The organism is Streptomyces sp. NPDC059201 (assembly GCF_042754585.1).
Taxonomy (GTDB): Bacteria; Actinomycetota; Actinomycetes; order Streptomycetales; family Streptomycetaceae; genus Streptomyces.
This window is the reverse complement of the sequence record NZ_JBHZBB010000006.1, coordinates 1-22,548: the sequence shown is the minus strand read 5'-3', so window position 1 is coordinate 22,548 and position 22,548 is coordinate 1. Positions and strand designations below refer to the sequence as shown.

Here is a 22,548-nt window from a genome sequence, read left to right as displayed (position 1 = left end):
ATACGAAAGCCGGGGTACGCGTCCTCGTGCGAGAACCCGTACCCCGGCTACGTTAACGCGCCGTGCTACTTGGCCGTCTTGCGCTCGACGGCCGCCTTGACCAGGCCCGCGAAGAGCGGGTGGGGCCGGGTCGGGCGGGACTTCAGCTCCGGGTGCGCCTGGGTGGCGACCAGGTAGGGGTGGATCTCCTTCGGGTACTCGACGAACTCGACGAGCTTGTTGTCCGGGGAGGTGCCGGAGAAGACCAGGCCGGCCTTCTTCTCCAGCTCGGCGCGGTAGGAGTTGTTCACCTCGTAGCGGTGACGGTGCCGCTCCTCGACGTACGGCTCGTCGGCGTAGGTCTCGCGGACGACGGAGCCCTCGGCGAGCTTCGCCGGGTAGAGGCCCAGGCGCATCGTTCCGCCGAGGTCGCCGGCGCCCTCCACGTAGGCGAGCTGCTCCTCCATCGTGGAGACGACGGGGTGCGCGGTGGCCGGGTCGAACTCGGTGGAGTTCGCCTCGGGGATGCCCACCAGGTTCCGGGCCGCCTCGATGACGATGCACTGGAGGCCGAGGCAGATGCCGAGCAGCGGCACCTTGTGCTCGCGGGCGTACTGGATGGCGCCGACCTTGCCGGAGACACCGCGGTCGCCGAAGCCGCCGGGGATGAGGATCGCGTCGCAGTCGCCGAGCTGCTTCTCGGCGTCGGCCTGGGTCTTGCAGTCGTCGGAGGTGACCCACTTGACCTTGACCCGCGCCTTGTTGGCGAAGCCGCCGGCGCGCATGGCCTCGGTGACCGACAGGTAGGCGTCGGGCAGGTCGATGTACTTGCCGACGAGCGCGACGGTGACCTCGTGCTCCGGGTTGTGGACGCGGTCCAGGAGGTCCTCCCAGACGGTCCAGTCCACGTCGCGGAAGGGCAGGTCGAGCTTGCGGACGACGTAGGCGTCCAGGCCCTCGGTGTGCAGCACCTTCGGGATGTCGTAGATCGACTTGGCATCGATGGCGGCGACCACGGCGGCCTCGTCGACGTCGCACATCAGCGAGATCTTGCGCTTGATGGCGGTCGGGACCTCGCGGTCGGCACGCAGCACGATCGCGTCGGGCTGGATGCCGATGTTGCGCAGGGCGGCGACGGAGTGCTGGGTCGGCTTGGTCTTCAGCTCGCCGGAGGGGCCGATGTAGGGCAGCAGCGAGATGTGCACGACGAAGACGTTGTCGCGGCCGACCTCGTGGCGGACCTGGCGGACGGTCTCCAGGAACGGCAGCGACTCGATGTCGCCGACCGTGCCGCCGACCTCCGTGATGACGACGTCGACGTCGTCGGTGGCCATGCGGCGGATCCGGGACTTGATCTCGTTGGTGATGTGCGGGATGACCTGCACGGTGTCGCCGAGGTACTCGCCGCGCCGCTCCTTGGCGATGACCTGCGAGTAGACCTGGCCGGTGGTGACGTTGGCCGAGCCGTCGAGGTCGACGTCGAGGAAGCGCTCGTAGTGGCCGATGTCCAGGTCGGTCTCGGCGCCGTCGTTGGTGACGAACACCTCACCGTGCTGGAAGGGGTTCATCGTGCCGGGGTCGACGTTGAGGTAGGGGTCGAGCTTCTGCATCGTGACCCGCAGGCCCCTGGCCTTGAGGAGCGCACCCAGGCTGGAGGCGGTGAGGCCCTTGCCGAGGGAGGAGGCGACACCCCCGGTGACGAAGATGTGCTTGGTCGTCGTGGTGTTGGGCGGCATCGCCAAGAGGGGGCTCCCGTGGTCGCGTTCTGGAGGTGCGAAGCGGCAGGTCCTCCGGAAGAATCGGGGGTGCCGTCGCTGCGGTTTCGGGGGTTTCGGCTGGCGCCGTTTCCCACCGGTCCACGGGGTACCAGGGTATCAGTGACATCAGGAGACCGCTTCCGGCCACACGGTCGGCACACCGGCCGACCGGGTGGGACGCGCCGCCGCGCGGCCTTCCGGAGGCTCCTGCGGACCGTGGGATTCCGCTCCGGCGGGCCGGTCCAGCAGGGCGGTGACGCCTCGCCCGAAGGGGCGGGAAAACCGCCGGAAGCGGGCCCTGACCAGGGACGGAGCGCTGGACGCGGGAGGGGAGGGAGCAGGGGTGGGAGCGACGTGGGAGGCCGCGGGGAAACGTTCGGGCGAACGTCCGGGGAACATTCTTTTCACCCGTGTGGAGCAGCGCGTTACCCGGGTGATCACCACGGTCACTACTGTGCGGTCCATCCCGCCCGGCCCTCGTCGCCGGGCGGCCGGCCGCCGGCACCACCCCCGCCCGTGGAATCCGGACCGGGAGCCCGTGTCGCTTCCTTCGACCCGCTGTCGGAGCCGGCCATCCCGCACACTGGCACCGCGGGCACCTCCCGCGACTCGCAACTCGCAACATCTGCTGCACGCGCCCCGAGGGGCGGACAGGCCGTACGACTGGAGTGAAGCACGTGGCCGGGCGTATCGAGGATTACGCACTCATCGGAGACATGCAGACCGCGGCACTGGTCTGCCGGGACGGCAGTGTCGACTGGCTCTGTCTCCCCCGCTTCGACTCTCACGCGGTCTTCGCGGGACTGCTCGGCACGGAGGAGCACGGCTTCTGGAGAGTGGGCCCGGCCGGCCCGGAGGACTCCGAGCCGGCCCCCGCCGACCGCCGCCGCTACCGGGGCGACTCGCTGATCCTGGAGTCCGAGTGGGACACCCCGCGCGGCACGGTCCGGGTGACCGACTTCATGCCCCCGCGTGACGGCGCCCCCCAGCTGATCCGGATCGTGGAGGGGATCAGCGGCAGGGTGCGGATGCGCTCGGCGCTGCGGATGCGGTTCAGCTACGGCCGGATCGTGCCCTGGGTGCACAAGGTGGGCGACCGCACGGTCGCGGTGGCCGGACCCGACTCCGTCTGGTTCGACACCGACGCCGAGACCCACGGCGAGGACCTCACCACCTACTCCGAGTTCACCGTCACCCCCGGCGACCGGATCACCTTCACCCTCTCCTGGCAGCCCTCGCACAAGGAGCCGCCGGCGCTGCCGGACCCGGAGGGCTCCCTGGAGGCCACCGCCGGCTTCTGGCGCGAGTGGGTCGAGCACTGCACGTACCACGGCCCCTACCGGGAGGCCGTGGTCCGCTCCCTGATCACCCTGAAGGCGCTGACGTACGCGCCGACCGGCGGGATCGTCGCCGCCCCCACGACCTCGCTGCCGGAGGAGATCGGCGGCGTACGGAACTGGGACTACCGCTACACCTGGCTGCGGGACGCGGCCATCACCCTCTCCTCGATGCTGCGCACCGGCTACCGCGAGGAGGCCCGCGCCTGGCGGGACTGGCTGCTCCGCGCGGTCGCGGGCGACCCGGAGAACCTCCAGATCATGTACGGCATCGCGGGCGAGCGGGAGCTCGGCGAGGCGGAGCTGGACTGGCTGCCGGGGTACGAGAACTCGGGCCCGGTCCGGGTCGGCAACGGCGCCGCGAGCCAGCTCCAGCTCGACGTGTACGGGGAGGTCACCGAGGCCCTGCACCTGGCCCACATGACGGGCCTGTCCCGGAACGACTACGCCTCCCTCCTCCAGCTCAAGCTGATCGCCTACCTGGAGAAGAACTGGGACCAGCCCGACGAGGGCATCTGGGAGGTCCGCGGCCCGCGCCGGCACTTCACCCACTCCAAGGTGATGGCCTGGGTGGCCGTCGACCGCACGATCAAGCTGATCGAGTCCGGGGACGCCGACGGCCCGCTGGAGCGCTGGCGCGTGCTGCGCGACGACATCCACCGGGACGTCTGCGAGAAGGGCTACGACAAGGAGCGGAACACCTTCACCCAGTCGTACGGCTCCAAGGAGCTGGACGCCTCGCTGCTGCTCATCCCGCAGATGGGCTTCCTGCCGCCGGACGACAAGCGGGTGATCGGCACGATCGAGGCGATCCAGCGCGAGCTGTCCACCTCGGACGGCTTCGTGCTGCGCTACCCGACGGCCGGCGAGGAGGCGGGCGTGGACGGTCTGGAGGGCGACGAGGGCGCGTTCCTGGCCTGCTCCTTCTGGCTCGCCGACGACCTGGCGATGATCGGCCGGGTCGACGAGGCCCGCACCCTCTTCGAGAAGCTGCTGGCGCTCCGCAACGACCTGGGGCTGCTCGCCGAGGAGTGGGACCCGCGGCTCCAGCGGCAGGTGGGCAACTTCCCGCAGGCGTTCAGCCACGTCCCGCTGATCGACACCGCCCTGCGGCTGACGGCCAGCGGGGCCTACGGCGGCTGAGGGGCGACCCCCGGGGGCCGGACCTACCATGAGAGTGTCCTGGCCCCCGTACGAAAGGGGGGGCTCCCGATGGCTCCCCAGCTCACCGTTCCGGACACCGCCCTGGCCGGCCTCCGCGAGGATCTGGCCGGTGAGGTCCTCGTACCCGGCGATCAGGGCTACGCCGAGGCCAGGACCGTCCACAACGGCATGATCGACCGGCGGCCCGCCGTCATCGCCCAGTGCGCGACGCAGGCGGACGTGGCCAACGCGGTCCTCTTCGGGCGGGAGACGGGGCTGCCGATCGCCGTGCGCGGCGGCGGCCACAGCGTCGCCGGGGCGTCCACCGTGGCCGGCGGCCTGGTGGTCGACCTGCGCCGGATGCACGCCGTGGTCGCGGACCCCGAGCACATGACCGTACGGGTCGAGGGCGGCGCGCTGATGAGCCACCTGGACCACGCCACCCAGCCCTTCCACATGGCGACCACCGGCGGCCGGGTCTCCACGACCGGCGTCGGCGGCTTCACCCTGGGCGGCGGCTCCGGCTGGCTGGAGCGGAAGTTCGGGCTCGCCTGCGACAACCTGCTGTCCGCCGACCTGATCACGGCCGAGGGCAAGCACGTCGTGGCGAGCGCCGAGGAGAACCCGGAGCTGTTCTGGGCGCTGCACGGCGGAGGCGGCAACTTCGGGGTGGCGACCTCGCTGACCCTGCGGCTGCACGAGCTGCCCGCGATGAGCTTCGCGCTGATGCTCTTCCCGCCGCGCTCGGGGCCCGACGTGGTGGCGGCCTACCGGGAGCTGGCGGAGACGATGCCGGACGCGGCGGGCGGCGGGGTGCTGTACTTCCCCGCCCCGCCCGAGCCCTTCGTCCCGGCGCACCTGGTCGGCGAGCTGGTGGTGGCCGCGCTGATCACCTTCGCCGGGCCGGTGGCGGGCGTCCGCGACCTGGCCGGGCAGCTGTCGGCGCTGCGGCCGGTGGTGGAGCTGGTCCGGCAGGTGCCGTACGCGGACCTCCAGTGCATGCTGGACGACCCGCCGGGGCTGCGGAACTACTGGTCGGCGGAGTACCTGGGCTCGCTCCCGGACGAGGCGGTGGACGTGTTCTGCGCCCGCGGGGAGCGGATCCCGGTGGGCACGACCACCCAGCACGTGCTCTTCCCGGTGGGCGGCGCGGTGGCCCGCGGGCCCGCCGACTACCCCGTGCCATGGCGGTCCGACCCCTGGGTCGTGCACCCCTTCGCGACCTGGGAGGACCCGGCGGACGACGGCCGGGCCATCCAGTGGGTGCACGACGTGCGGACGGACATGCGGCCGTGGACGACGGACGCGGTGTACCTCAACTTCATCGGGACGGAGGGCGAGCAGCGGGTCGTCGCCGGTTTCGGCGCCGGCAACTACCCGCGGCTCGCCGCCGTGAAGGCCGCGTACGACCCCGACAACGTCTTCCGCTTCAACCACAACATCGCGCCCGCGAAGAGCTGAGGCTCCGGCGGCGCGCGTCAGCTCCGTACGACCGGTACGGGCTCCGCCCGCTCGTCGTCGTCGCGTTCGGCGGCGTCCTCCAGGACGATCCGGCCGATGATCTCGTACCGCTCGGGCCGTCTGGCCTTGAGGAAGAACCCGAGGCCGAGGCCGCCGAGGAAGACCCCGCCGACGATCCACGGGATCGCCTCGAAGAACAGGGAGTCGGCGGCGAGCCCGGCCGCGGTCTCCAGGTTGACGACCAGGAGGACGACGACGGCGGTCATGCCGACGCCGCCGAGGAGGGGCGCGGTGAGGGTCCTGAACCAGTGCCGGTCCTCGGGGTGGTGCGTGCGGAAGTAGCCGATGACGGCGAAGGAGCACAGCGTCTGCACGATGAGGATCGCCATCGTGCCGAGGATCGCGAGCAGCGTGTAGAGGTGGATGTAGGGGTCCTGGCCGGTGAGCCAGAAGGCGCCGACGAGGCCGACGGCGATCACGCTCTGCACGAAGGAGGCGAGGTACGGGGAGCCGTGCCTCGGGTGGGTGCGGCCCAGCGCCGGGTGGAGGAAGCCCTCGCGGCCGATGGCGTAGAGGTAGCGCGAGGCGCACTGGTGGAAGGCCATGCCGCAGGCGAAGGAGCCGGTGAGCAGCAGCCACTGGAAGGCGTCGACGGCCCAGGCGCCGATGAAGGTCCGGGTGGGCGCGAAGAAGAGGTCGAGCGGGGCGGCGGAGGAGGAAAGCTCGACGGAGCCTGTCAGGCCGTTCCCGGCGATCGCCATCCACGACACGTAGATGTAGAAGAGGCCGACGCCGACGACCGAGATCAGGGTGGCGCGGGGGATGACGCGCTTGGGGTCGCGGGACTCCTCGCCGTACATGGCGGTCGACTCGAAGCCGACCCAGGACCAGAAGGCGAAGAAGAGGCCGAGGCCGGCGGAGGCGCCGGTGAAGGCGTTCCTCGGGTCGATCGGCTCGGCGGGGATGCCGTCCGGTCCGCCGCCGTGGATCAGGACGGCGGTGGCCACCGCGAAGAGGACGGCGATCTCCGCGACGAGCATGACGCCGAGGGCCCTGGCGGTCAGGTTGATGTCGAAGTACGACAGGACGGCGGTGACGGCCAGCATGGCGGCCGCGTACAGGATCCACGGCAGCTCGACGCCGAGCTGGTCCGCGACGGTGGTCTGCGCGAAGTAGGCGAAGACGCCGACGATGGACGCCTCGAAGACGATGTACGCGAGGACGGCGAGCATGCCGGAGGCCATGCCGGCGATCCGGCCGAGACCGTGCGAGATGTAGCCGTAGAAGGCGCCGGCGGCGGTGATCCGCTTGGCCATGGCCACGTATCCGACGGAGAAGACGGTCAGGACGAGGGTGGCGAAGAGGTACCCCGCGGGGGCACCGGTGCCGTTGCCGAAGCCGACGGCGATGGGGAGGTTGCCGGTCATGGCGGTGATCGGCGCGGCGGTGGCCACGGCCATGAAGACGACGCCGACGAGACCGACGGAGTTCGCCTTGAGGCGGTCGACGCGGGGGGCCGGGCCCCGCGGAGTGGAGGTGTCTGCCATGGCGCGAGAGCATCCTCGGGAGTGACGTAGGCCACAAGTGACAGGTGGTCATACAATTCCCGCCACACCACGACGAGTTGTCGCCCTCTTGTACGAAGTGTCCGGTCACGTGACCGTCGGGTGATACCCCGGAAACACCGCGGACGATACCGTCCGCCCATGGACACGCAGGGCGGCATCACCGTACAACGGGCACTCGAACTCCCGGGGCTCCGCAGCGGCCTCCCGGAGGTCGTCGCCGGCGCCGACCGGCTCCAGCGCACCGTCCGGTGGGTGCACGCGGGCGAGGTGCCCAACATCGCGTCCCTGCTGAAGGGCGGCGAGCTGCTGCTGACCACCGGCCTCGGCCTGGGCACCCGCCCGGCCGAGCAGAGGGCCTTCGTGCGCCGCCTCGCCGACCGGGGCATCGCGGCCCTCGTCGTCGAGCTCGGCCCGCGCTTCGCCCGCCTCCCGGCGACGATAGTGGAGACCGCCCGCGCCGCCGGGCTGCCGCTGGTCCAGCTCCACCGCGAGGTGCCGTTCGTCGCGGTCACCGAGGAGATCCACACCGAGATCGTCAACGGCCACTACGCGCTCCAGCGCCAGGCCGAGGAGGTCCACCGGCAGTGCACCGAGGCGCTGCTCGGCGGCGGCGGCGTCCCGCAGGTGCTCCGCATCCTCTCCGACTTCGCCGCGAACCCCGTCTTCCTGGAGACCGCCGACGGACAGCTGCTGTACGCGGCGGGCACCGAGTCAGGACCCGCCGACCCGCTCCAGGTCTGGGACGGGCTCCGCGGCCAGCGCGCGGCCCGCGAGTCCGGCCCGCCGACCGGCACCGTCCTGGTCGACGTCCCCGGCGGAGGTCCCGGCACCGGCTCGGTCCGGGCCCGCCTGGTGCTGCTCGCGGTGGACGGCGCCCTCTCCCCCGTCCACCGGATGGCCGCCGAGCGGGCCGCGGGCCTCCTCGCGGTCGTCCTCATGCAGGCCCGCCAGGAGGAGGAGCTGGCCGCCCGGGGCCGCGGCGACTTCCTGACCGACCTCGCCGAGGGCCGGATCACCGCGGAGGACGCCCCGGCGCAGGCCCGCGTCCTCGGCTTCAAACCGGGCGAGGGCCCGCTGCTCCCGGTCGTCATGCGCCTCGCCCCCGAACTCTCCCCCTCCGGCAGCTGGGCCCTGCTCGCCCGCGCCGTCCACGAGGAGCTCTCCTCCGTCGGCGTCCCCGCCCTCCTCGGCGTCCGCCCGGTCGAGGGCCGGGTCCCGCTCCTCCTGGGGCTGCGCTCGGAGTCGGAGCGGACGGCGGTCGCGGACCGGGTCGCGGCGGCGCTGCGGGCGGGCGTCGAGCGGGCCGGCCTCGAAGGCGCGGGCCCGCACCCGCCCGTCGTCGTGGTCGGCATGGCGGGCGGCTGGGCGGCCGCGTCGGCCGGGCTGCGGCACGCGGCCGAGACGGCGACCGCGGCCCAGGGCCTCATGGACCGCCCCTGGTACGACGCCCGGCGCCTCGACATCGACCTGCTGCTGTGGCGGCTGCGCGACCACCCGGACCTGGCGGCCTTCGTCGACCGCGCGATCGGCCCCCTCCGCGACCACGACCGCGCCTCCCGCCCCCCGCTGCTCCCCACCCTGGAGACGTACCTGGCGCACGCGGGCCGCAAGGCCGAGACGGCCCGCGAGCTCCACCTCAACCGCCAGACCCTCTACAACCGCCTCGCCCGCATCTCCGAGCTCCTCGGCACGGACCTGGACGACCCCCAGACGGTCCTGGCCCTGTCCCTGGCGCTGCGGGCCCGCCGGCACACCCCGTGAGTCAGCGGGCGGACAGCTCGTCGTAGACGCTCAGGACGTGGGCGATGGTGTCGTCCTCCGTCGGCCACGTCCCGGCCTGTACCCGCCCCGCCGCCGCGAGGTCCATCCGCCGCTCCTCGTCCTCCAGGAGCCCCCGGACGGCCGCCGCGAGCGCGCCCGCGTCGCCGTACGGCACCAGCTCCGCCGCGTCGCCGACCAGCTCCGGCACGCCGCCGACCGCCGTGGCGACCAGCGGCACGCCGAGCCGCAGCGCCTCCTGCGCCAGCAGAGACCGCGCCTCCCAGCGGGACGGCAGCACCGCGAGGTCCGCGGCGGCGAGGAGTTCGGCGACGTCGTCGCGGCGCCCGACGATCCGGACGGCGAGCCCCTCGGCGACGATCCGCCGCTGGAGCGCGGCCCGTTCCCGCCCCTCGCCCGCGATGACGAGCAGCGGCTGCGGGTCCAGCTCCCGCCACTCCCGCGCCGCGTCGAGCAGCGTCCCGTACCCCCGTCCGGGTTCGAGCGCGCCGACGGCGACGAGCAGCGGCCGGTCGACGGCGCCGAGTTCGGCCCTGGTCTTGCCGTCGTGAAGGCAGACGGGCCCGCGCGCGGCGGGCACGGTGACGGGGGCGAGGCGCGCGTCGCGGGCCCCGCGCCGCCGGGCCCGGTCGACGAGTTCGGAGGAGGTCCCGAGGACGACGGCCGCCGCCCGCACGGTCCGGCGCTCCAGGAGCCGTACGATCCCGGCCCGGGGCCCGTCGGCGTGCGGCCGGCCGTGCCAGGTGGTGACGAGCGGGGTGCGGGCGAGCCCGACGCCGCCGGAGACGGCGAGCGCGGCCCGCACCGAGGCGTGCAGCCCGTGCGCGTGGACGACGTCGGCGCCGATGCAGGCGTTGCGGAGCACGCCGACGGTCGCCGGGTCGTTGCGGCGGGGCAGCGGCACGACATGGGCGCCGGCCCCGGAGTAGTCGTAGAGGCGGTCGAGTTCGGACGGAGCGCACACGGTCACCCGGACGCCCCTCGCCACCAGCCCCGAGGCAAGTGATCGGACGTGAGCGCTGCTGCCCGCGCTGCCGCCGCCCAGCACTTGGACCGTACGGAGCTGTGTCACGCGCCCAAGGATGCCAGCCCCGGCGCCCGACCGTACGCACGTTCCGGCACCGACATGGCATCGTTCCCGTGTCCGAAGGCGCCCCAACGCCCCACCCGGCGACCCGGATTCACCCGCCCGAGCGAGCGCACGCGCCCCCTCCGCGCGCCCCCGGCCGACCTCGCGGCCGGGCGCGCCGGTTCAGCCGTCCGCCCTGGCCGTGGCCAGCAGCTCCTCGGCGTGGGCGCGGGCGGTCTCGGAGTCCTCCTGCCCGGCGAGCATCCGGGAGAGCTCGCGCACCCGCTCCTCGCCCTCCAGGACGGTGACGCCGGAACGGGTGACGGAGCCGTCGTTGGTCTTCTCCACCAGCAGCTGCCGGTCGGCGAAGGCCGCCACCTGCGGGAGGTGGGTGACGACGACGACCTGCGCGGTACGGGCGAGCTTGGCCAGCCGCCGGCCGATCTCCACGGCCGCCTTGCCGCCGACGCCCGCGTCGACCTCGTCGAAGAGGTACGTCGGCACCGGGTCGACCCCGGCGAAGACCACCTCGACGGCGAGCATCACCCGGGACAGCTCACCGCCGGACGCGCCCTTGGCGATGGGCCGCGGCGGCGCGCCGGGGTGCGGGGCGAGCAGCAGCTCGACCTCGTCGGCACCGGCCGGCCCGTAGGCCACCCACCGCCCGCCGACCTCGACACCGGTCGCCTCGTCGGCGGACTCGGTCTGCCGGATGTCGAAGGACACGCGCGCGTGCGGCATGGCGAGCGAGGCCAGCTCGGCGGTGACCGCCCCGGCGAACCGGTCCGCGGCCTCGGTGCGGGCGTCGGTGAGCCGCTGCGCGAGGACGGACAGCTCGTCGCGGAGCCGGTCCCGCTCGGCGGTCAGCTCCCCGACCCGGTCGTCGTCGCCGTCCAGCTCCCCGAGGCGTTCCGCGCTCTCCTCCGCCCACGCCAGCACGCCCGCGACGGAATCGCCGTACTTCCGGGTGAGCTGGGTGAGGGCTGCCCGCCGCTCCTCGACCGCGGCGAGCCGCAGCGGGTCGGCGTCCAGGTCGTCTGCGTAACCGGCCAGCTCCTGCGCCACGTCGGCGAGCAGGATGGAGATCTCCCCCATCCGGTCGGCGAGCGCCGCGAGCGCCGGATCGTGCGCCCGTACGCCCTCCAGGGCCCGGCCCGCACCCGCGACCAGCGTGGTCGCGTCGACGGACTCGGGGTCCTCCGGGTTCCCGGCGAGCGCGGCGTGCGCGAGCGCGGCGGCGGAGGCCAGCGCCTCGGCGTGCCCGAGCCGCTCGGCCTCGGCGGCCAGCTCGGTGTCCTCCCCGGCTAGCGGCGCGACGGCCTCGATCTCGGAGAGCCCGAAGCGCAGCAGATCCGCCTCCTGGGCTCGCTCACGTGCCCGGGTGGTGATCTCGTCCAGCTCGGCGGTGACGGCCCGCAGCCGGCGGTACACCGCTGTGTAGGCGGCGAGCGGCCCGGACACCGCCTCGCCCGCGTACCGGTCGAGCGCGCCGCGCTGCCGGGCGGGCTTCAGCAGGCCCTGCTGATCGGTCTGGCCGTGCACGGCGACGAGTTCGTCGGCGAGCTCGGCGAGCAGCCCGACCGGCACCGAACGCCCGCCGAGGTGGGCCCGTGAGCGCCCCTCGGCGGAGACCGTACGGGTCACCAGCAGGGCACCCTCGTCCAGCTCCGCCCCGGCCTCCTGGGCCCGCAGCGCGGCGGGCGCGCCGGGCGGCAGACTGATCCGCCCCTCGACGACCGCCGAGCCCGCCCCGATCCGCACCAGGGCCGGGTCGGCCCGTCCGCCGAGCAGCAGCCCCAGGCTCGTGACGACCATGGTCTTGCCCGCGCCGGTCTCACCGGTCACCGCGGTGAAGCCGGGCGACAGCTCGACCACCGCGTCGTCGATGACCCCGAGCGACCGTATCCGCATCTCCTCCAGCACGCCCCAGACCATACGAGGTTTCCGTGCCGCGACGCGACATCACCCCCACCGAGGAGGCCCCGGGGCGGTCAGTGGGGCGCGCCCCGCCAGCCCGAGACCGGCAGGGCGAACTTGGCGACGAGCCGGTCGGTGAAGGAGGCGTGGTGGAGCCGGGCGAGCCGGACCGGGACGGCGCCGCGCCGGACCTCGACCCGGGCGCCCGCGGGCAGCTCGACGGTCCGCCGCCCGTCGCACCACAGCACCCCGTGCGGGGTGCGCGGCTCGACCTCGACGGCGAGGACCGAGTCGGGGGTGGTGACGAGCGGCTTGGCGAACAGCGCGTGCGCCCCGATCGGCACCATGAGCAGCGCCTCCACCTCGGGCCAGATGACCGGGCCGCCGGCCGAGAAGGCGTACGCGGTCGAGCCGGTCGGCGTCGCGCAGATCACCCCGTCGCAGCCGAAGCCGGTCACCGGCCGCCCGTCGATGGCGAGGACGACCTCCAGCATCCGCTCGGGGGACACCTTCTGCACGGCCGCCTCGTTGAGCGCCCAGTCGCTGTGCAGGACGTCACCGTTCTCGTAGACGGCGACGTCGAGCGTCATCCGCTCCTCGACCTCGTACGCCCTGGTGACGACCCGGTCGACGACCTTGTCGAGGTCGTCCCGCTCGGCCTCGGCGAGGAAGCCGACGCGGCCGAGGTTGACGCCGAGCATCGGCACGCCGGAGGCGCGGGAGAACTCGGCGCCGCGCAGCAGCGTCCCGTCACCGCCGAGGACGATGATCAGTTCGCAGCCGTCGAGCGCCTCGGGGCAGTGGTCGGGGATCTTCTCCACCGAGGGCGGCACCGGCAGGTCCGCCGCCTCGGCCTCCAGGACACGGACGCCGATGCCGCTGCGCAGCAGCCCCAGCACGACGAGTTCGGCGCTGCGCACGGCGGCCGGCCGGCCGGTGTGCGCGAGCAGGAAGACGGTACGTGGTGCCTGTGGTGCCGCTGTCTCTGTCAACGAGGTCCCTCCGCCACGGCGCGGTCGACATCCGCCGGATCGAGTGCGGGCGCGCCGGCCCGCAGCCACAGAAAGTACTCGACGTTCCCGGACGGCCCGGGCAGCGGGCTGGCGGTGACGCCGAGCACGCCGAGCCCGAGCTCCGCCGCCTGCCGGGCGACGTTCTTCACGGCGTCGGCGCGCAGTTCGGTGCTGCGGACGACGCCGCCGGAGCCGAGCCGTTCCTTGCCCACCTCGAACTGCGGCTTGACCATCATGACGAGGTCGGCGCCGGGCGCGGTGCAGGCGGCGAGCGCGGGCAGCACGAGCCCGAGCGGGATGAAGGAGAGGTCGCCGACGACGAGGTCGACGGGGACGCCGTCGAGGGAGTCGAGCGTCAGCTCGCGCACGTTGGTGCGGTCCTTGACGGTGACCCGCGCGTCGCTCTGGAGCGACCAGGCGAGCTGCCCGTAGCCGACGTCGACGGCGACGACGTGTCCGGCGCCGGCGCGCAGCAGCACGTCGGTGAAGCCGCCGGTGGAGGCGCCGGCGTCGAGCGCCCTCCGGCCCTCGACCTCAAGGCCGAGGGGGACGAAGGCGGCGAGGGCGCCGGCGAGCTTGTGGCCGCCGCGCGAGACGTAGTCGGGGTCGGAGTCGTCCTGGGAGACGACGATCGCCGCGGCGGTCTCCACCTGGGTGGCGGACTTGGTGGCGACGGTCTTGCCGACGGTCACCCGGCCCGCGGCGATCAGCTGGCCGGCGTGCTCGCGCGAGCGGGCGAGTTTGCGCCGCACCAGCTCGGCGTCGAGTCGGCGGCGTGCCACTCCTGCCACGTTCGGTTCAGCTCCTGGGGTCGTGCGGACGGTGTACGGGGGCGGGGTGCGCGTCGAGCGTGGTCAGCTCGGCGCGCAGGGCCCGGTGTACATCCTCGTACACCGCGAGGTGTCCGTCCGCCGGGAGGTGGTCTGCCTCGCCGAGCCGCTCCAGGAGCGCGTCGACGGCCGGCAGGCCGGTGGGCTCCCGGTCCACCCCCAGCGGGGCGGCCGCGGCGGGCTCGTCCGGCTCCGCCGGCGCGCCGCCGTCCACGGGGTCCGTACCGGCCTCCGCCTCCGTCATCGCTTCGCTCATCCCCCGACGCTATCGCGAAGCCCTGGGGTACGGTCGACGGCGATGGCGACGATCACGGAGTGCCGCGGCGCACTCGACAAGCTGGCGGACAGCCTTTCGCGCGCGGACGGCGACGTCCGGGGCGCGACGGCGCTCGACCGCACCCTGAGCTGCCACCTCACCGACCTCGACACGACCTTCCTCGGCCGGCTCACCGGCGGCCGGATGGTCGTGGAGTCGACGGTGGAGGGCCCGCCGCCGCAGAAGGCCCAGATCCGGCTGGCGATGACCGGCGACGACCTGGTCGCGATGGTGAACGGCGGGCTGAACTTCGCGAAGGCGTGGGCCTCCGGCCGGGTCAGGCTGGAGGCCGGCTTCCGCGACCTGCTGCGGCTGCGCTCACTTCTGTAGCTTCTGTGGCTTCTGTGGCTTCTGTGGCGCGGGGCTCACTTCTGTAGCGCGGGCTCCTGCTGGGGGAGGGACCGCCGGGCCCGGGCCTGGCGGCCGGCCGGGACGACGAGCGGGGTGCCCGTCTCCGGGTCGTCGATGACCTGGCAGCGCAGCCCGAAGACCCGCTCGACCAGCTCGGCGGTCACCACCTCGGACGGCGGGCCCTCGGCGACGACCTCGCCGCCGCGGACCGCGATGAGGTGGGTGGCGTACCGGGCCGCGTGGTTGAGGTCGTGCAGGACGGCGACGAGCGTCCGCCCCTGGGTCTCGTGCAGCTCGGCGCAGAGGTCGAGGACGTCGATCTGGTGCTGGATGTCGAGGTACGTCGTCGGCTCGTCGAGCAGCAGCAGCGGGGTCTGCTGGGCGAGGGCCATGGCGATCCACACGCGCTGGCGCTGCCCGCCGGAGAGCTCGTCGACGAAGCGGTCGGCGAGCTCGGCGACCCCGGTCGACTCCATCGACTCCTGCACGATCCGCTCGTCCTCGGGCGACCACTGGCGCAGCAGGCCCTGGTGCGGGTAGCGGCCGCGGGCGACGAGGTCGGCGACGGTGATGCCGTCGGGCGCGATGGAGGACTGCGGCAGCAGGCCGAGGGTCCGGGCGACCTTCTTCGCCGGCAGGGAGTGGATCGACTGCCCGTCGAGCAGCACCCGGCCCTGCGCCGGCTTGAGCATCCGGGAGAGGGCGCGCAGCAGCGTGGACTTGCCGCAGGCGTTGGGCCCGACGATGACGGTGAAGGAGTTGTCGGGGATCTCGACGGACAGGTCGCGGGCGATGACCCGCTGCTCGTACGCGAGGGTGACCGACTCGGCCCCGAGGCGCTGCTGCTGCCGTTCGCTCATGGGCGTACTCCTGTTGTCCTTGTCCGTAGTGCGCTGGTTCGTGGTCATATCCGGCCCGCCTTGCGTTCGCTGACGAGCAGCCAGAGCAGGTAGCAGCCGCCGAGGATGCCGGTGATGACGCCGACCGGCAGCTGGCGCTCGCCGAAGGCGTTCCCGGCGATCCAGTCGGCGCTCAGCAGCAGCGCGGAGCCCATGACGGCGGAGACCGCCAGGTTGGGGCCGGGCGCGCGGGTGAGCCCGCGGGCCACCTGCGGGGCGCTGAGGGAGACGAAGACGATGGGCCCGGCCGCCGAGGTCGCGACGGCGACGAGCAGCACCGCGGAGGCCATCAGCACGATCCGGGTCCGCTCGACCTTCACGCCGAGCGCGTACGCCGCGTCGTCGCCCATCTCCAGCATCCGCAGCGCCCGGCCGTGGCCGAGGACCAGCGGCACGAGCACGCAGCAGACGGCGAGCAGCGGCCAGAACTGCGTCCAGTCGCGCCCTTCGAGCGAGCCGGTCATCCACACGGTGGCGCGGGTGGCGTCCACCAGGTTCGCCTTGGTGATCAGGTAGTGGATGACGGAGGTCAGCATGGCGGCGGCGCCGATGCCGACGAGCACCAGCCGGTAGCCGTGCACCCCCCGCTTCCAGGCGAGCAGGTAGATCGCGACGCCGGTGACGACACCGCCGACGACCGCGCCGAGGGCGGTGGCGACCGCGCTGCCCTGGAAGAGGACGATCACGATCAGCGCGCCGACCGTGGCGCCCTGGCCGAAGCCGATGACGTCGGGACTGCCGAGCGGGTTGCGGGAGACCGACTGGAAGACGGCCCCGCCGAGGCCGAGCGCCGCGCCGACGAGGATCGCGACGAGGACCCGCGGGAGCCGCAGCTCGAACACCGCGAACTCCTGGACGACCGTCCCCCGCCCGAGGAGGGTGTCGAGGACCTCGCCCGGCGTCATCGGGAAGTCGCCGGTGCCGACGAGGACGGTGGCGACGCCGAGGGTGAACAGGATCAGCCCGAGGCCGCAGAGCGCGGCCCGCGGCACGTACCGTACGGAGACTCCGCCGCCGGCCCGCAGGGTCTTGGTGGTCACAGCTGGGCCATCCTCTTGCGGCGTACGAGTCGGATGAAGACGGGCCCGCCGATGAGGGCCGTCACGATGCCGACCTGGAGTTCGGCGGGCCGGGCGACGACCCGGCCGAGGACGTCGGAGCCGAGCAGCAGCACGGGCGCGAGCACCGCCGCGTACGGCAGGATCCACCGCATGTCGGGCCCGGTGATCGCCCGCACCATGTACGGCACCATCAGGCCGAGGAAGACGATCGGCCCGCAGGCGGCGGTCGCCGCCCCGCACATCAGGGTGACGGCGAGCATGGCGACGATCCGGGTCCGGTTGACGCTGACGCCGAGCGCGCGGGCGGAGTCGTCGCCCATCTCCATCGCGTTGAGCGGCCGCGCGATCCCCAGCGCCAGCACGGCGCCGACGAGGATGAACGGCGCGACCCGCCCGACCGTGCCCATGTCGGCCGAGGCCAGCGACCCGACCGTCCAGAACCGGAGCCGGTCCAGGGCGGCCGAGTTGAGCAGCTGCACGGCGTTGACGTAGCCGTACAGGGCGGCGGTGGCGGCCGTACCGGCGAGCGCGAGCCGCACGGGGGTGGCGCTGCGGCTGCCGCCGAGCAGGTACACGACGACGGAGACCACGGCGGCGCCCACGAAGGCGAACCACACGTAGTCACGGACGTCGGTGACGCCGAGGAAGGCGATGGCCGAGACCACGGCGGCGGCCGCGCCCGCGTTCACCCCGAGCAGTCCGGGCTCCGCCAGCGGGTTGCGGGTCAGCCCCTGCATCACCGCGCCGGCCAGACCGAGCGCGAGCCCGACGAGCAGCCCGAGCAGGGTGCGCGGCACCCGCACGTCGTGGATCACGACGTCGTTGCCGACGCCGCTGTTGTGGAACAGCCCGTGCCACACGTCGCCGAGCGGCACCGGCTTGGCACCGATCATGATGCTGAGGACACAGACAAGCAGCAGGACACCGACGGCGGCGAGCAGACCGAAGGCGCGCACGGAGTTCCGGCGCCTCGGAGCCTGCCCTGACATCACCGGCTCCGCGCTCGTACGGGAGGGACTCTCGACCAACACCCGGTTAGGTTAGCCTACCCAACTTTCCCCGAGCAGAGGCCAACAGCCGCAGCCCCAAACCCCCGGGACCACCCGCCCACCCGTCCCAAGCCGAAAGCTCCACCCGACCCAGGCCGAAAGCTCCCTCCGACCGATCGGAAAGCTCCGACCGGCCCGAACCGAAAGTCTCCGCCCCGCCCCATCCGAAAGCTCCGCCCGGCCCAGGCCAAAAGTCTCCGCCCCGCCCCGAAGGCTCCCTCCGGCCGATCCGAGAGCTCCACCCGGCCCGAGCCGAAAGTCTCCGCCCCGCCCCAATCCGAACGCTCCGCCCAGCCTGATCCGAGAGCCCCGCCGCCCATCCGAACGCTCCGCCCGGCCCGAGCCGAAAGCTCCGCCCCGCCCCAACCCGAACGCTCCCTCCCACCCGAGCCGGCAGCTCCGCCCGCCCCGGCCCGAAGGACACCTCCTACAGCCCGAGCCGCGCCAGCGCCTTCCCCGCGTCCAGCCCGCACGCCCCGGAGCCGGCCGACGTCCACGCCGCACCGCACAGCGCCCGCAGCCCGTCGAGCGCGTCGTCGAGCGCGTCGGGCTCCCCCGCGCCCTCCAGCACGAGCGCGTCCCCGCTCGCCGAGGCCCGCCACCCGCCGCACCGGAACCCGCCGTCGCCGTCCGCGACGACCTCCGGCTGACCGACGAGCAGCCCCCGCAGGTCCGCCGCCACATACGTCGGCCGGTGCTCCGGCACCGCCGCCAGCAGCGTCGCCCCGTCGGTGACCCCGGTCAGCACGAGCAGCGAGTCGACACCCCCGTGGAAGGCCCCCTCGATGTCGGTGTCCAGCCGGTCCCCGACCACCAGCGGCCGCTCGGCCCCCGTCCGCAGCACCGTCTCCCGGTGCATCGGCGGCTGCGGCTTCCCCGCCACCTTCGGCTCGACCCGCCCGCCGGTGGCGATCCGCACGACCTCGACGGCCGCCCCGTTCCCGGGCCCGATCCCCCGCGCGCCGGGAATCGTCAGGTCGGTGTTGGAGGCGTACCACCGCACGCCCCGCCCGATCGCGTACGCCGCTTCCGCGAACCGGCCCCAGCCCATCTCCGGGCCGCCATACCCCTGCACGACGGCCACCGGCCCGTCATCGGCCGACTCGACGGGCACGAGCCCCCGCTCCCGCAGCGCCACCCGCAGCCCCTCGCCGCCGACGACGAGCACCCGGGACCCCGCGGGCACGTCCTCGGCGACGAGCCGCGCCACGGCCTGCGCCGAGGTGACGACGTCGCCCGCCTCGGCCGGCACGCCCAGCTCGGTGAGGTGCGCGGCCACCGCGTCCGGCGTCCGGAGCGCGTTGTTCGTCACGTACGCGAGCCGCATCCCGCCGTCCCGGGCCGCCCCGAGCGCCTCCACGGCGTACGGGATCGCCTCCCCGCCCGCGTACACGACCCCGTCGAGGTCGAGCAGCGCCGTGTCGTACGCCGCGCTCAGCGCGACCGCGCTGCCGCCGGGCCGGCTCCGTTCCGTCCGCCGCTCCTGGCCGTCTCGCGCCATGACCACCCGCTCCTCACTCACCGCCGGTAAATCCCCCGCTCCCCCGATCATCGCTCATCGCCGCCGCGCGCCTACGATGACGAGATGAACACCTCAGGTCACGCGGCCGACGCCGTCCGCGACGACACGGCGGGACTGCGCCTGCATCCGTTCCGCGGCATCCGGTACGTCCCCGAGCGGGTGGGCAGCCTCGCGGCCGTCACCTCCCCGCCCTACGACGTCGTCGTACGACCTGACGGACTGCTCCACCTGGAGTCCGCCGACCCGCACAACATCGTCCGGCTGATCCTCCCTCAGGCGGTCACGGCGGGCACCCGCCACCGCAAGGCGGCGGTCACGATGGACCGCTGGCTGGCCGACGGCGTCCTCGCCCCCGACCCCCGCCCCGCGCTGTACGTGTACGAACAGCAGGGCGACGGCATCCTCCAGCGCGGCATCATCGGCGCCCTCGAACTCACCACCCCCGACGAGGGCGTCGTCCTCCCCCACGAGGACGTCATGCCGCACGTCGTCGAGGACCGCGCCGCCCTGATGCGCACGACGGCCGCCAACCTGGAGCCGCTGCTCCTCACCTACCCGGGCGGCGGCGACGGCGCGGACACGGTGATCGAGGCCGCGATCCTGCGCGAGCCGCTGCTCGCCACGACGACCGAGGACGGCTTCCACCACCGCCTGTGGGCGGTCACCGATCCGACCGAGCAGGCGGCGGTCGCCACCGAGCTCACCCGCCACCAGGCGCTCATCGCCGACGGGCACCACCGCTGGGCCACCTACCTGCGGCTGCGCGACGAGCACCCCTCCCCCGGCCCCTGGAACCAGGGCCTGGTGCTCCTCATCGACACCGTCCGCTACCCACTGCGGGTCCGCGCGATCCACCGCCTCCTGAGCCGGCTGCCGGTCGCCGACGCCCTGGACGCCGTCGGCGACTCCTTCCGCGTCCGCCGCGTCGAACGCCCCCTCCCGGAGGCCCTGGAGGCCCTGGCCGAGGCCACCGCAGAGGGCAACGCCTTCCTCCTCGCCGGCGACGGCGCCTTCCACCTCCTGGACCGCCCCGACCCGGCCCTGCTGGCCCGCACCGTCCGCGCCGACCGCCCGGAGTCCTGGCGCACCCTGGACGCGACGGTCCTCCACGCCACGCTCCTGGAGCACGTCTGGAACGTCCCGGACGCCCCCGAGGACATCGCCTACATCCACGACACGGCGGCGGCCGTCGCCCAGGCCGAGCGCCGCGGCGGCACGGCGGTCCTGATGCATCCGGTACGGGAGGAGGTCGTCCGCGACCTCGCCCGCCAGGGCGTCACGATGCCCCGCAAGTCGACGTCCTTCGGCCCCAAGCCGGCGACGGGCCTGGTCCTCCGCAGCCTCGCCATCGACTGACGCCGACAGAACGACGAAGGGGCGGCACCCATCGGGTGCCGCCCCTTCGTCATGTCACGGAGCCTCAGCGCTCCAGGCCGTCCTCGTCGTCGTCCTCGTCGATGTCGTCGACGTCGCCGAGGTCCGACTCATCGTCCTCGCGGGCGTCACCCTGCTCGGCCGCGCGGTCCGACCCGTCCTCGTCCTCTTCCTCGTCCTCGAAGGCGTCGACGAACTCGACCCCGTCCAGCTCGGCGAGCCGGTCGGAGGCGTCCGTCGCCCCGTCCTTGTCGGCCTCCAGGGCCTTGGCGAACCACTCACGGGCCTCCTGCTCCCGCTCCGCGGCGAGCAGGGCGTCGGCGTAGGCGTACCGCAGCCGCGCGGTCCACGGGTGGTGGGCGCTGGACGCCAGCTCGGGGCTCTGGAGGGTCACGATGGCGGCCTCCAGCTGCCCCATGTCCCGGCGGGCGCCGGCGGCGACGAGCCGCATCTCGACCTGCCCGGCCTTGTCGAGCTTCGCCACCTCGGGCTCACCGGCCATGGCGAGCGCCCGCTCGGGCCGGCCGAGGCCGCGCTCGCAGTCGGCCATGACGGGCCACAGGTCCACGCCACCGCTCATCCGCCGCGCGGCCCGGAACTCGGCCAGCGCCTCGGAGTACTTCTGGTTGGCGTACGCGGCGAAGCCGGCGGCCTCTCGGACGGCGGCGACGCGCGAGGCGAGCCGCAGCGCGACCCGGGAGTAGCCGTACGCCTTCTCCGGGTCCTCGTCGATCAGCTGCGCGACCATGACCAGGTTGCGCGCGACATCGTCGGCGAGCCCCTTGGGCAGGCTCATCAGCTCCTGGCGCACATCGGGGTCGATCTCCTCACCGGTGACCTCCGGCGGGATCGGCAGCCGCTTGATCGGCGCGCGGTCGCTCCGCTCCCGGTCCCCACGCTCGTCCCGACGCCCGTAACCACCCCGGTCGTCCCGCCCGCGGTACCCACCACGGTCGCCACCCCGGTCGTCCCGCCCACGGAATCCACCACGGTCGTCCCGACGGTCATCGCGACGGAAGCCACCACCGCGCTGGTCGCCACCACGGTCGTCACGACGGAACCCGCCGCCACCGCCACCGCCACGGTTGTCATCCCGACGGAAGCCACCACCGCGCTGGTCGCCGCCACGGTCATCGCGACGGAAGCCACCACCACGGTTGTCGTCACGACGCTCATCGCGACGGTCGTCACGGGGGTACGAGGGACGGTCATCGCGCCGGAACGACGAAGGCCGCTCATCGCGACGCTCATCGCGACGGAAGCCACCGCCACCGCCACGGTTGTCGTCACGACGGAACCCGCCGCCACCGCCGCCACGGTTGTCATCCCGACGGAAACCGCCACCGCGCTGGTCACCACCACGGTCATCGCGACGGAAGCCACCACCACGGTTGTCGTCACGCCGCTCATCGCGCCGGTCATCACGACGGTCATCACGCGGGAAGGAAGGACGGTCGTCACGACGGAACGACGAAGGCCGCTCGTCCCGACGGTCATCGCGACGGAAGCCACCGCCACGGTTGTCGCCACCACGGTCGTCACGACGGAAACCGCCGCCACCACCACGGTTGTCATCCCGACGGAAGCCACCACCACCGCGCTGGTCGCCGCCACGGTTGTCTCCACCGCGGTAGCCGCCGCCACCGCCACGGTTGTCATCGCGGCGGAAACCGCCACCACCGCGCTGGTCGCCACCCCGGTCGTCGCGACGGAAGCCGCCGCCACCGCCACGGTTGTCTCCGCCGCGGTTGTCGCCGCCACGGTCGTCCCGGCGGTAGCCACCACCACGGTTGTCGTCACGGCGGGGCCCACGGAAGCCGCCCCGGTCGCCACCGGCACCGTCCCTGCGACGCGGCTCGCGCTCCGGACGGTCGTCGGGAGAGTTGGTGGACATCGGTGTGACTCCTGTCTTCGGGTACTTCAGTCATTCTCGCGCAGCCGGCACCCGGCCGCGCCTCGGAAAAGTCAAGCAAAAAACAAAAGGACCCCTGGTCCCAGCGTGAACGCTGGGACCAGGGGTCCTGAAGAATTGTTCGGCGGCGTCCTACTCTCCCACAGGGTCCCCCCTGCAGTACCATCGGCGCTGAAAGGCTTAGCTTCCGGGTTCGGAATGTAACCGGGCG

Annotated in this window: 18 protein-coding genes and 1 rRNA gene; 5 read left to right on the top strand and 14 right to left on the bottom strand. The window is 73.5% G+C overall.

Annotated features, from left to right (window positions below; genetic code table 11):
* Positions 1–65: 65 nt before the first annotated feature.
* The gene (locus ACFXMG_RS20230; RefSeq protein ID WP_383828739.1) at positions 66–1,715 is read right to left on the bottom strand and encodes a CTP synthase; all 1,650 of its coding nucleotides are present in this window, start codon (positions 1,713–1,715) and stop codon (positions 66–68) included.
* Between the two features lie 698 nt (positions 1,716–2,413).
* Here ACFXMG_RS20230 and ACFXMG_RS20225 point away from each other — a divergent pair.
* Together ACFXMG_RS20225 and ACFXMG_RS20220 are read left to right on the top strand one after the other, a co-directional pair.
* Positions 2,414–4,216: a glycoside hydrolase family 15 protein gene (locus ACFXMG_RS20225; protein WP_383828737.1), complete on the top strand. Its 1,803-nt coding sequence runs from the start codon at positions 2,414–2,416 to the stop codon at positions 4,214–4,216.
* Between the two features lie 69 nt (positions 4,217–4,285).
* Positions 4,286–5,677, top strand: coding sequence for an FAD-binding oxidoreductase (locus tag ACFXMG_RS20220; RefSeq protein WP_383828735.1), 1,392 nt, complete (start codon positions 4,286–4,288; stop codon positions 5,675–5,677).
* Between the two features lie 17 nt (positions 5,678–5,694).
* Here ACFXMG_RS20220 and ACFXMG_RS20215 read toward each other — a convergent pair whose 3' ends face one another.
* On the bottom strand, positions 5,695–7,224 hold the full coding sequence (locus ACFXMG_RS20215) for an APC family permease (protein WP_383828733.1): 1,530 nt from the start codon (positions 7,222–7,224) through the stop codon (positions 5,695–5,697).
* Between the two features lie 159 nt (positions 7,225–7,383).
* Between ACFXMG_RS20215 and ACFXMG_RS20210 the strand changes: the two genes are divergently transcribed.
* Positions 7,384–9,006, top strand: a complete 1,623-nt coding sequence (locus tag ACFXMG_RS20210; protein ID WP_383828731.1) for a PucR family transcriptional regulator — start codon at positions 7,384–7,386, stop codon at positions 9,004–9,006.
* A gap of 1 nt (position 9,007) precedes the next feature.
* Here ACFXMG_RS20210 and ACFXMG_RS20205 read toward each other — a convergent pair whose 3' ends face one another.
* The 5 genes from ACFXMG_RS20205 to ACFXMG_RS20185 form a co-directional block, all read right to left on the bottom strand.
* Complete coding sequence (locus tag ACFXMG_RS20205; protein ID WP_383828729.1) at positions 9,008–10,096, bottom strand: glycosyltransferase family 4 protein; 1,089 nt, start codon at positions 10,094–10,096, stop codon at positions 9,008–9,010.
* Positions 10,097–10,276: 180 nt separating this feature from the next.
* Complete coding sequence (gene recN, locus ACFXMG_RS20200) at positions 10,277–12,028, bottom strand: DNA repair protein RecN (RefSeq protein WP_383828727.1); 1,752 nt, start codon at positions 12,026–12,028, stop codon at positions 10,277–10,279.
* Between the two features lie 56 nt (positions 12,029–12,084).
* On the bottom strand, positions 12,085–13,002 hold the full coding sequence (locus ACFXMG_RS20195) for an NAD kinase (RefSeq protein ID WP_383828725.1): 918 nt from the start codon (positions 13,000–13,002) through the stop codon (positions 12,085–12,087).
* On the bottom strand, positions 12,999–13,814 hold the full coding sequence (locus ACFXMG_RS20190) for a TlyA family RNA methyltransferase (RefSeq protein ID WP_383828723.1): 816 nt from the start codon (positions 13,812–13,814) through the stop codon (positions 12,999–13,001). The genes ACFXMG_RS20195 and ACFXMG_RS20190 overlap by 4 nt, the downstream gene beginning before the upstream one ends.
* Before the next feature lie 7 nt (positions 13,815–13,821).
* On the bottom strand, positions 13,822–14,109 hold the full coding sequence (locus tag ACFXMG_RS20185; RefSeq protein ID WP_383828721.1) for a hypothetical protein: 288 nt from the start codon (positions 14,107–14,109) through the stop codon (positions 13,822–13,824).
* A 42-nt stretch (positions 14,110–14,151) separates the two neighbouring features.
* Between ACFXMG_RS20185 and ACFXMG_RS20180 the strand changes: the two genes are divergently transcribed.
* Positions 14,152–14,499, top strand: coding sequence for an SCP2 sterol-binding domain-containing protein (locus tag ACFXMG_RS20180; protein WP_383828719.1), 348 nt, complete (start codon positions 14,152–14,154; stop codon positions 14,497–14,499).
* A gap of 35 nt (positions 14,500–14,534) precedes the next feature.
* On the opposite strand, the gene ACFXMG_RS20175 is transcribed toward ACFXMG_RS20180, so the two are convergent.
* The 4 genes from ACFXMG_RS20175 to ACFXMG_RS20160 form a co-directional block, all read right to left on the bottom strand.
* Positions 14,535–15,380: an ABC transporter ATP-binding protein gene (locus ACFXMG_RS20175; protein WP_383828717.1), complete on the bottom strand. Its 846-nt coding sequence runs from the start codon at positions 15,378–15,380 to the stop codon at positions 14,535–14,537.
* 44 nt (positions 15,381–15,424) lie between these two features.
* On the bottom strand, positions 15,425–16,459 hold the full coding sequence (locus tag ACFXMG_RS20170) for a FecCD family ABC transporter permease (RefSeq protein ID WP_383828715.1): 1,035 nt from the start codon (positions 16,457–16,459) through the stop codon (positions 15,425–15,427).
* Positions 16,456–17,469, bottom strand: a complete 1,014-nt coding sequence (locus ACFXMG_RS20165) for a FecCD family ABC transporter permease (protein ID WP_383828755.1) — start codon at positions 17,467–17,469, stop codon at positions 16,456–16,458. The genes ACFXMG_RS20170 and ACFXMG_RS20165 overlap by 4 nt, the downstream gene beginning before the upstream one ends.
* 487 nt (positions 17,470–17,956) lie before the next feature.
* Positions 17,957–19,030 (bottom strand): HAD hydrolase-like protein, encoded by a 1,074-nt coding sequence (locus ACFXMG_RS20160; protein ID WP_383828713.1) that lies wholly within the window; start codon positions 19,028–19,030, stop codon positions 17,957–17,959.
* 84 nt (positions 19,031–19,114) lie between these two features.
* Between ACFXMG_RS20160 and ACFXMG_RS20155 the strand changes: the two genes are divergently transcribed.
* The gene (locus ACFXMG_RS20155; protein ID WP_383828711.1) at positions 19,115–20,407 is read left to right on the top strand and encodes a DUF1015 family protein; all 1,293 of its coding nucleotides are present in this window, start codon (positions 19,115–19,117) and stop codon (positions 20,405–20,407) included.
* A gap of 64 nt (positions 20,408–20,471) precedes the next feature.
* On the opposite strand, the gene ACFXMG_RS20150 is transcribed toward ACFXMG_RS20155, so the two are convergent.
* The 3 genes from ACFXMG_RS20150 to rrf all read right to left on the bottom strand — a co-directional run.
* Positions 20,472–21,281 carry a hypothetical protein gene (locus ACFXMG_RS20150; protein ID WP_383828753.1) on the bottom strand — a complete coding sequence of 270 codons (810 nt, stop codon included), beginning with the start codon at positions 21,279–21,281 and terminating at the stop codon, positions 20,472–20,474.
* On the bottom strand, positions 21,221–22,225 hold the full coding sequence (locus ACFXMG_RS20145) for a hypothetical protein (protein ID WP_384119769.1): 1,005 nt from the start codon (positions 22,223–22,225) through the stop codon (positions 21,221–21,223). Before ACFXMG_RS20145 ends, ACFXMG_RS20150 begins: the two co-directional genes overlap by 61 nt.
* Positions 22,226–22,456: 231 nt before the next feature.
* A 5S ribosomal RNA gene (rrf, locus tag ACFXMG_RS20140) occupies positions 22,457–22,548 on the bottom strand; the annotation flags it as partial.

Excerpts from the sequence above, each read along its gene's own strand:
- ACFXMG_RS20230 (WP_383828739.1), bottom strand. The coding sequence starts at position 1,715 with ATGCCGCCCAACACCACGACGACCAAGCACATCTTCGTCACCGGGGGT.
- ACFXMG_RS20220 (WP_383828735.1), top strand. The coding sequence starts at position 4,286 with ATGGCTCCCCAGCTCACCGTTCCGGACACCGCCCTGGCCGGCCTCCGC.
- ACFXMG_RS20215 (WP_383828733.1), bottom strand. The coding sequence starts at position 7,224 with ATGGCAGACACCTCCACTCCGCGGGGCCCGGCCCCCCGCGTCGACCGC.
- ACFXMG_RS20210 (WP_383828731.1), top strand. The coding sequence starts at position 7,384 with ATGGACACGCAGGGCGGCATCACCGTACAACGGGCACTCGAACTCCCG.
- recN (WP_383828727.1), bottom strand. The coding sequence starts at position 12,028 with ATGGTCTGGGGCGTGCTGGAGGAGATGCGGATACGGTCGCTCGGGGTC.
- ACFXMG_RS20185 (WP_383828721.1), bottom strand. The coding sequence starts at position 14,109 with ATGAGCGAAGCGATGACGGAGGCGGAGGCCGGTACGGACCCCGTGGAC.
- ACFXMG_RS20180 (WP_383828719.1), top strand. The coding sequence starts at position 14,152 with ATGGCGACGATCACGGAGTGCCGCGGCGCACTCGACAAGCTGGCGGAC.
- ACFXMG_RS20175 (WP_383828717.1), bottom strand. The coding sequence starts at position 15,380 with ATGAGCGAACGGCAGCAGCAGCGCCTCGGGGCCGAGTCGGTCACCCTC.
- ACFXMG_RS20165 (WP_383828755.1), bottom strand. The coding sequence starts at position 17,469 with ATGTCAGGGCAGGCTCCGAGGCGCCGGAACTCCGTGCGCGCCTTCGGT.
- ACFXMG_RS20160 (WP_383828713.1), bottom strand. The coding sequence starts at position 19,030 with ATGGCGCGAGACGGCCAGGAGCGGCGGACGGAACGGAGCCGGCCCGGC.
- ACFXMG_RS20155 (WP_383828711.1), top strand. The coding sequence starts at position 19,115 with ATGAACACCTCAGGTCACGCGGCCGACGCCGTCCGCGACGACACGGCG.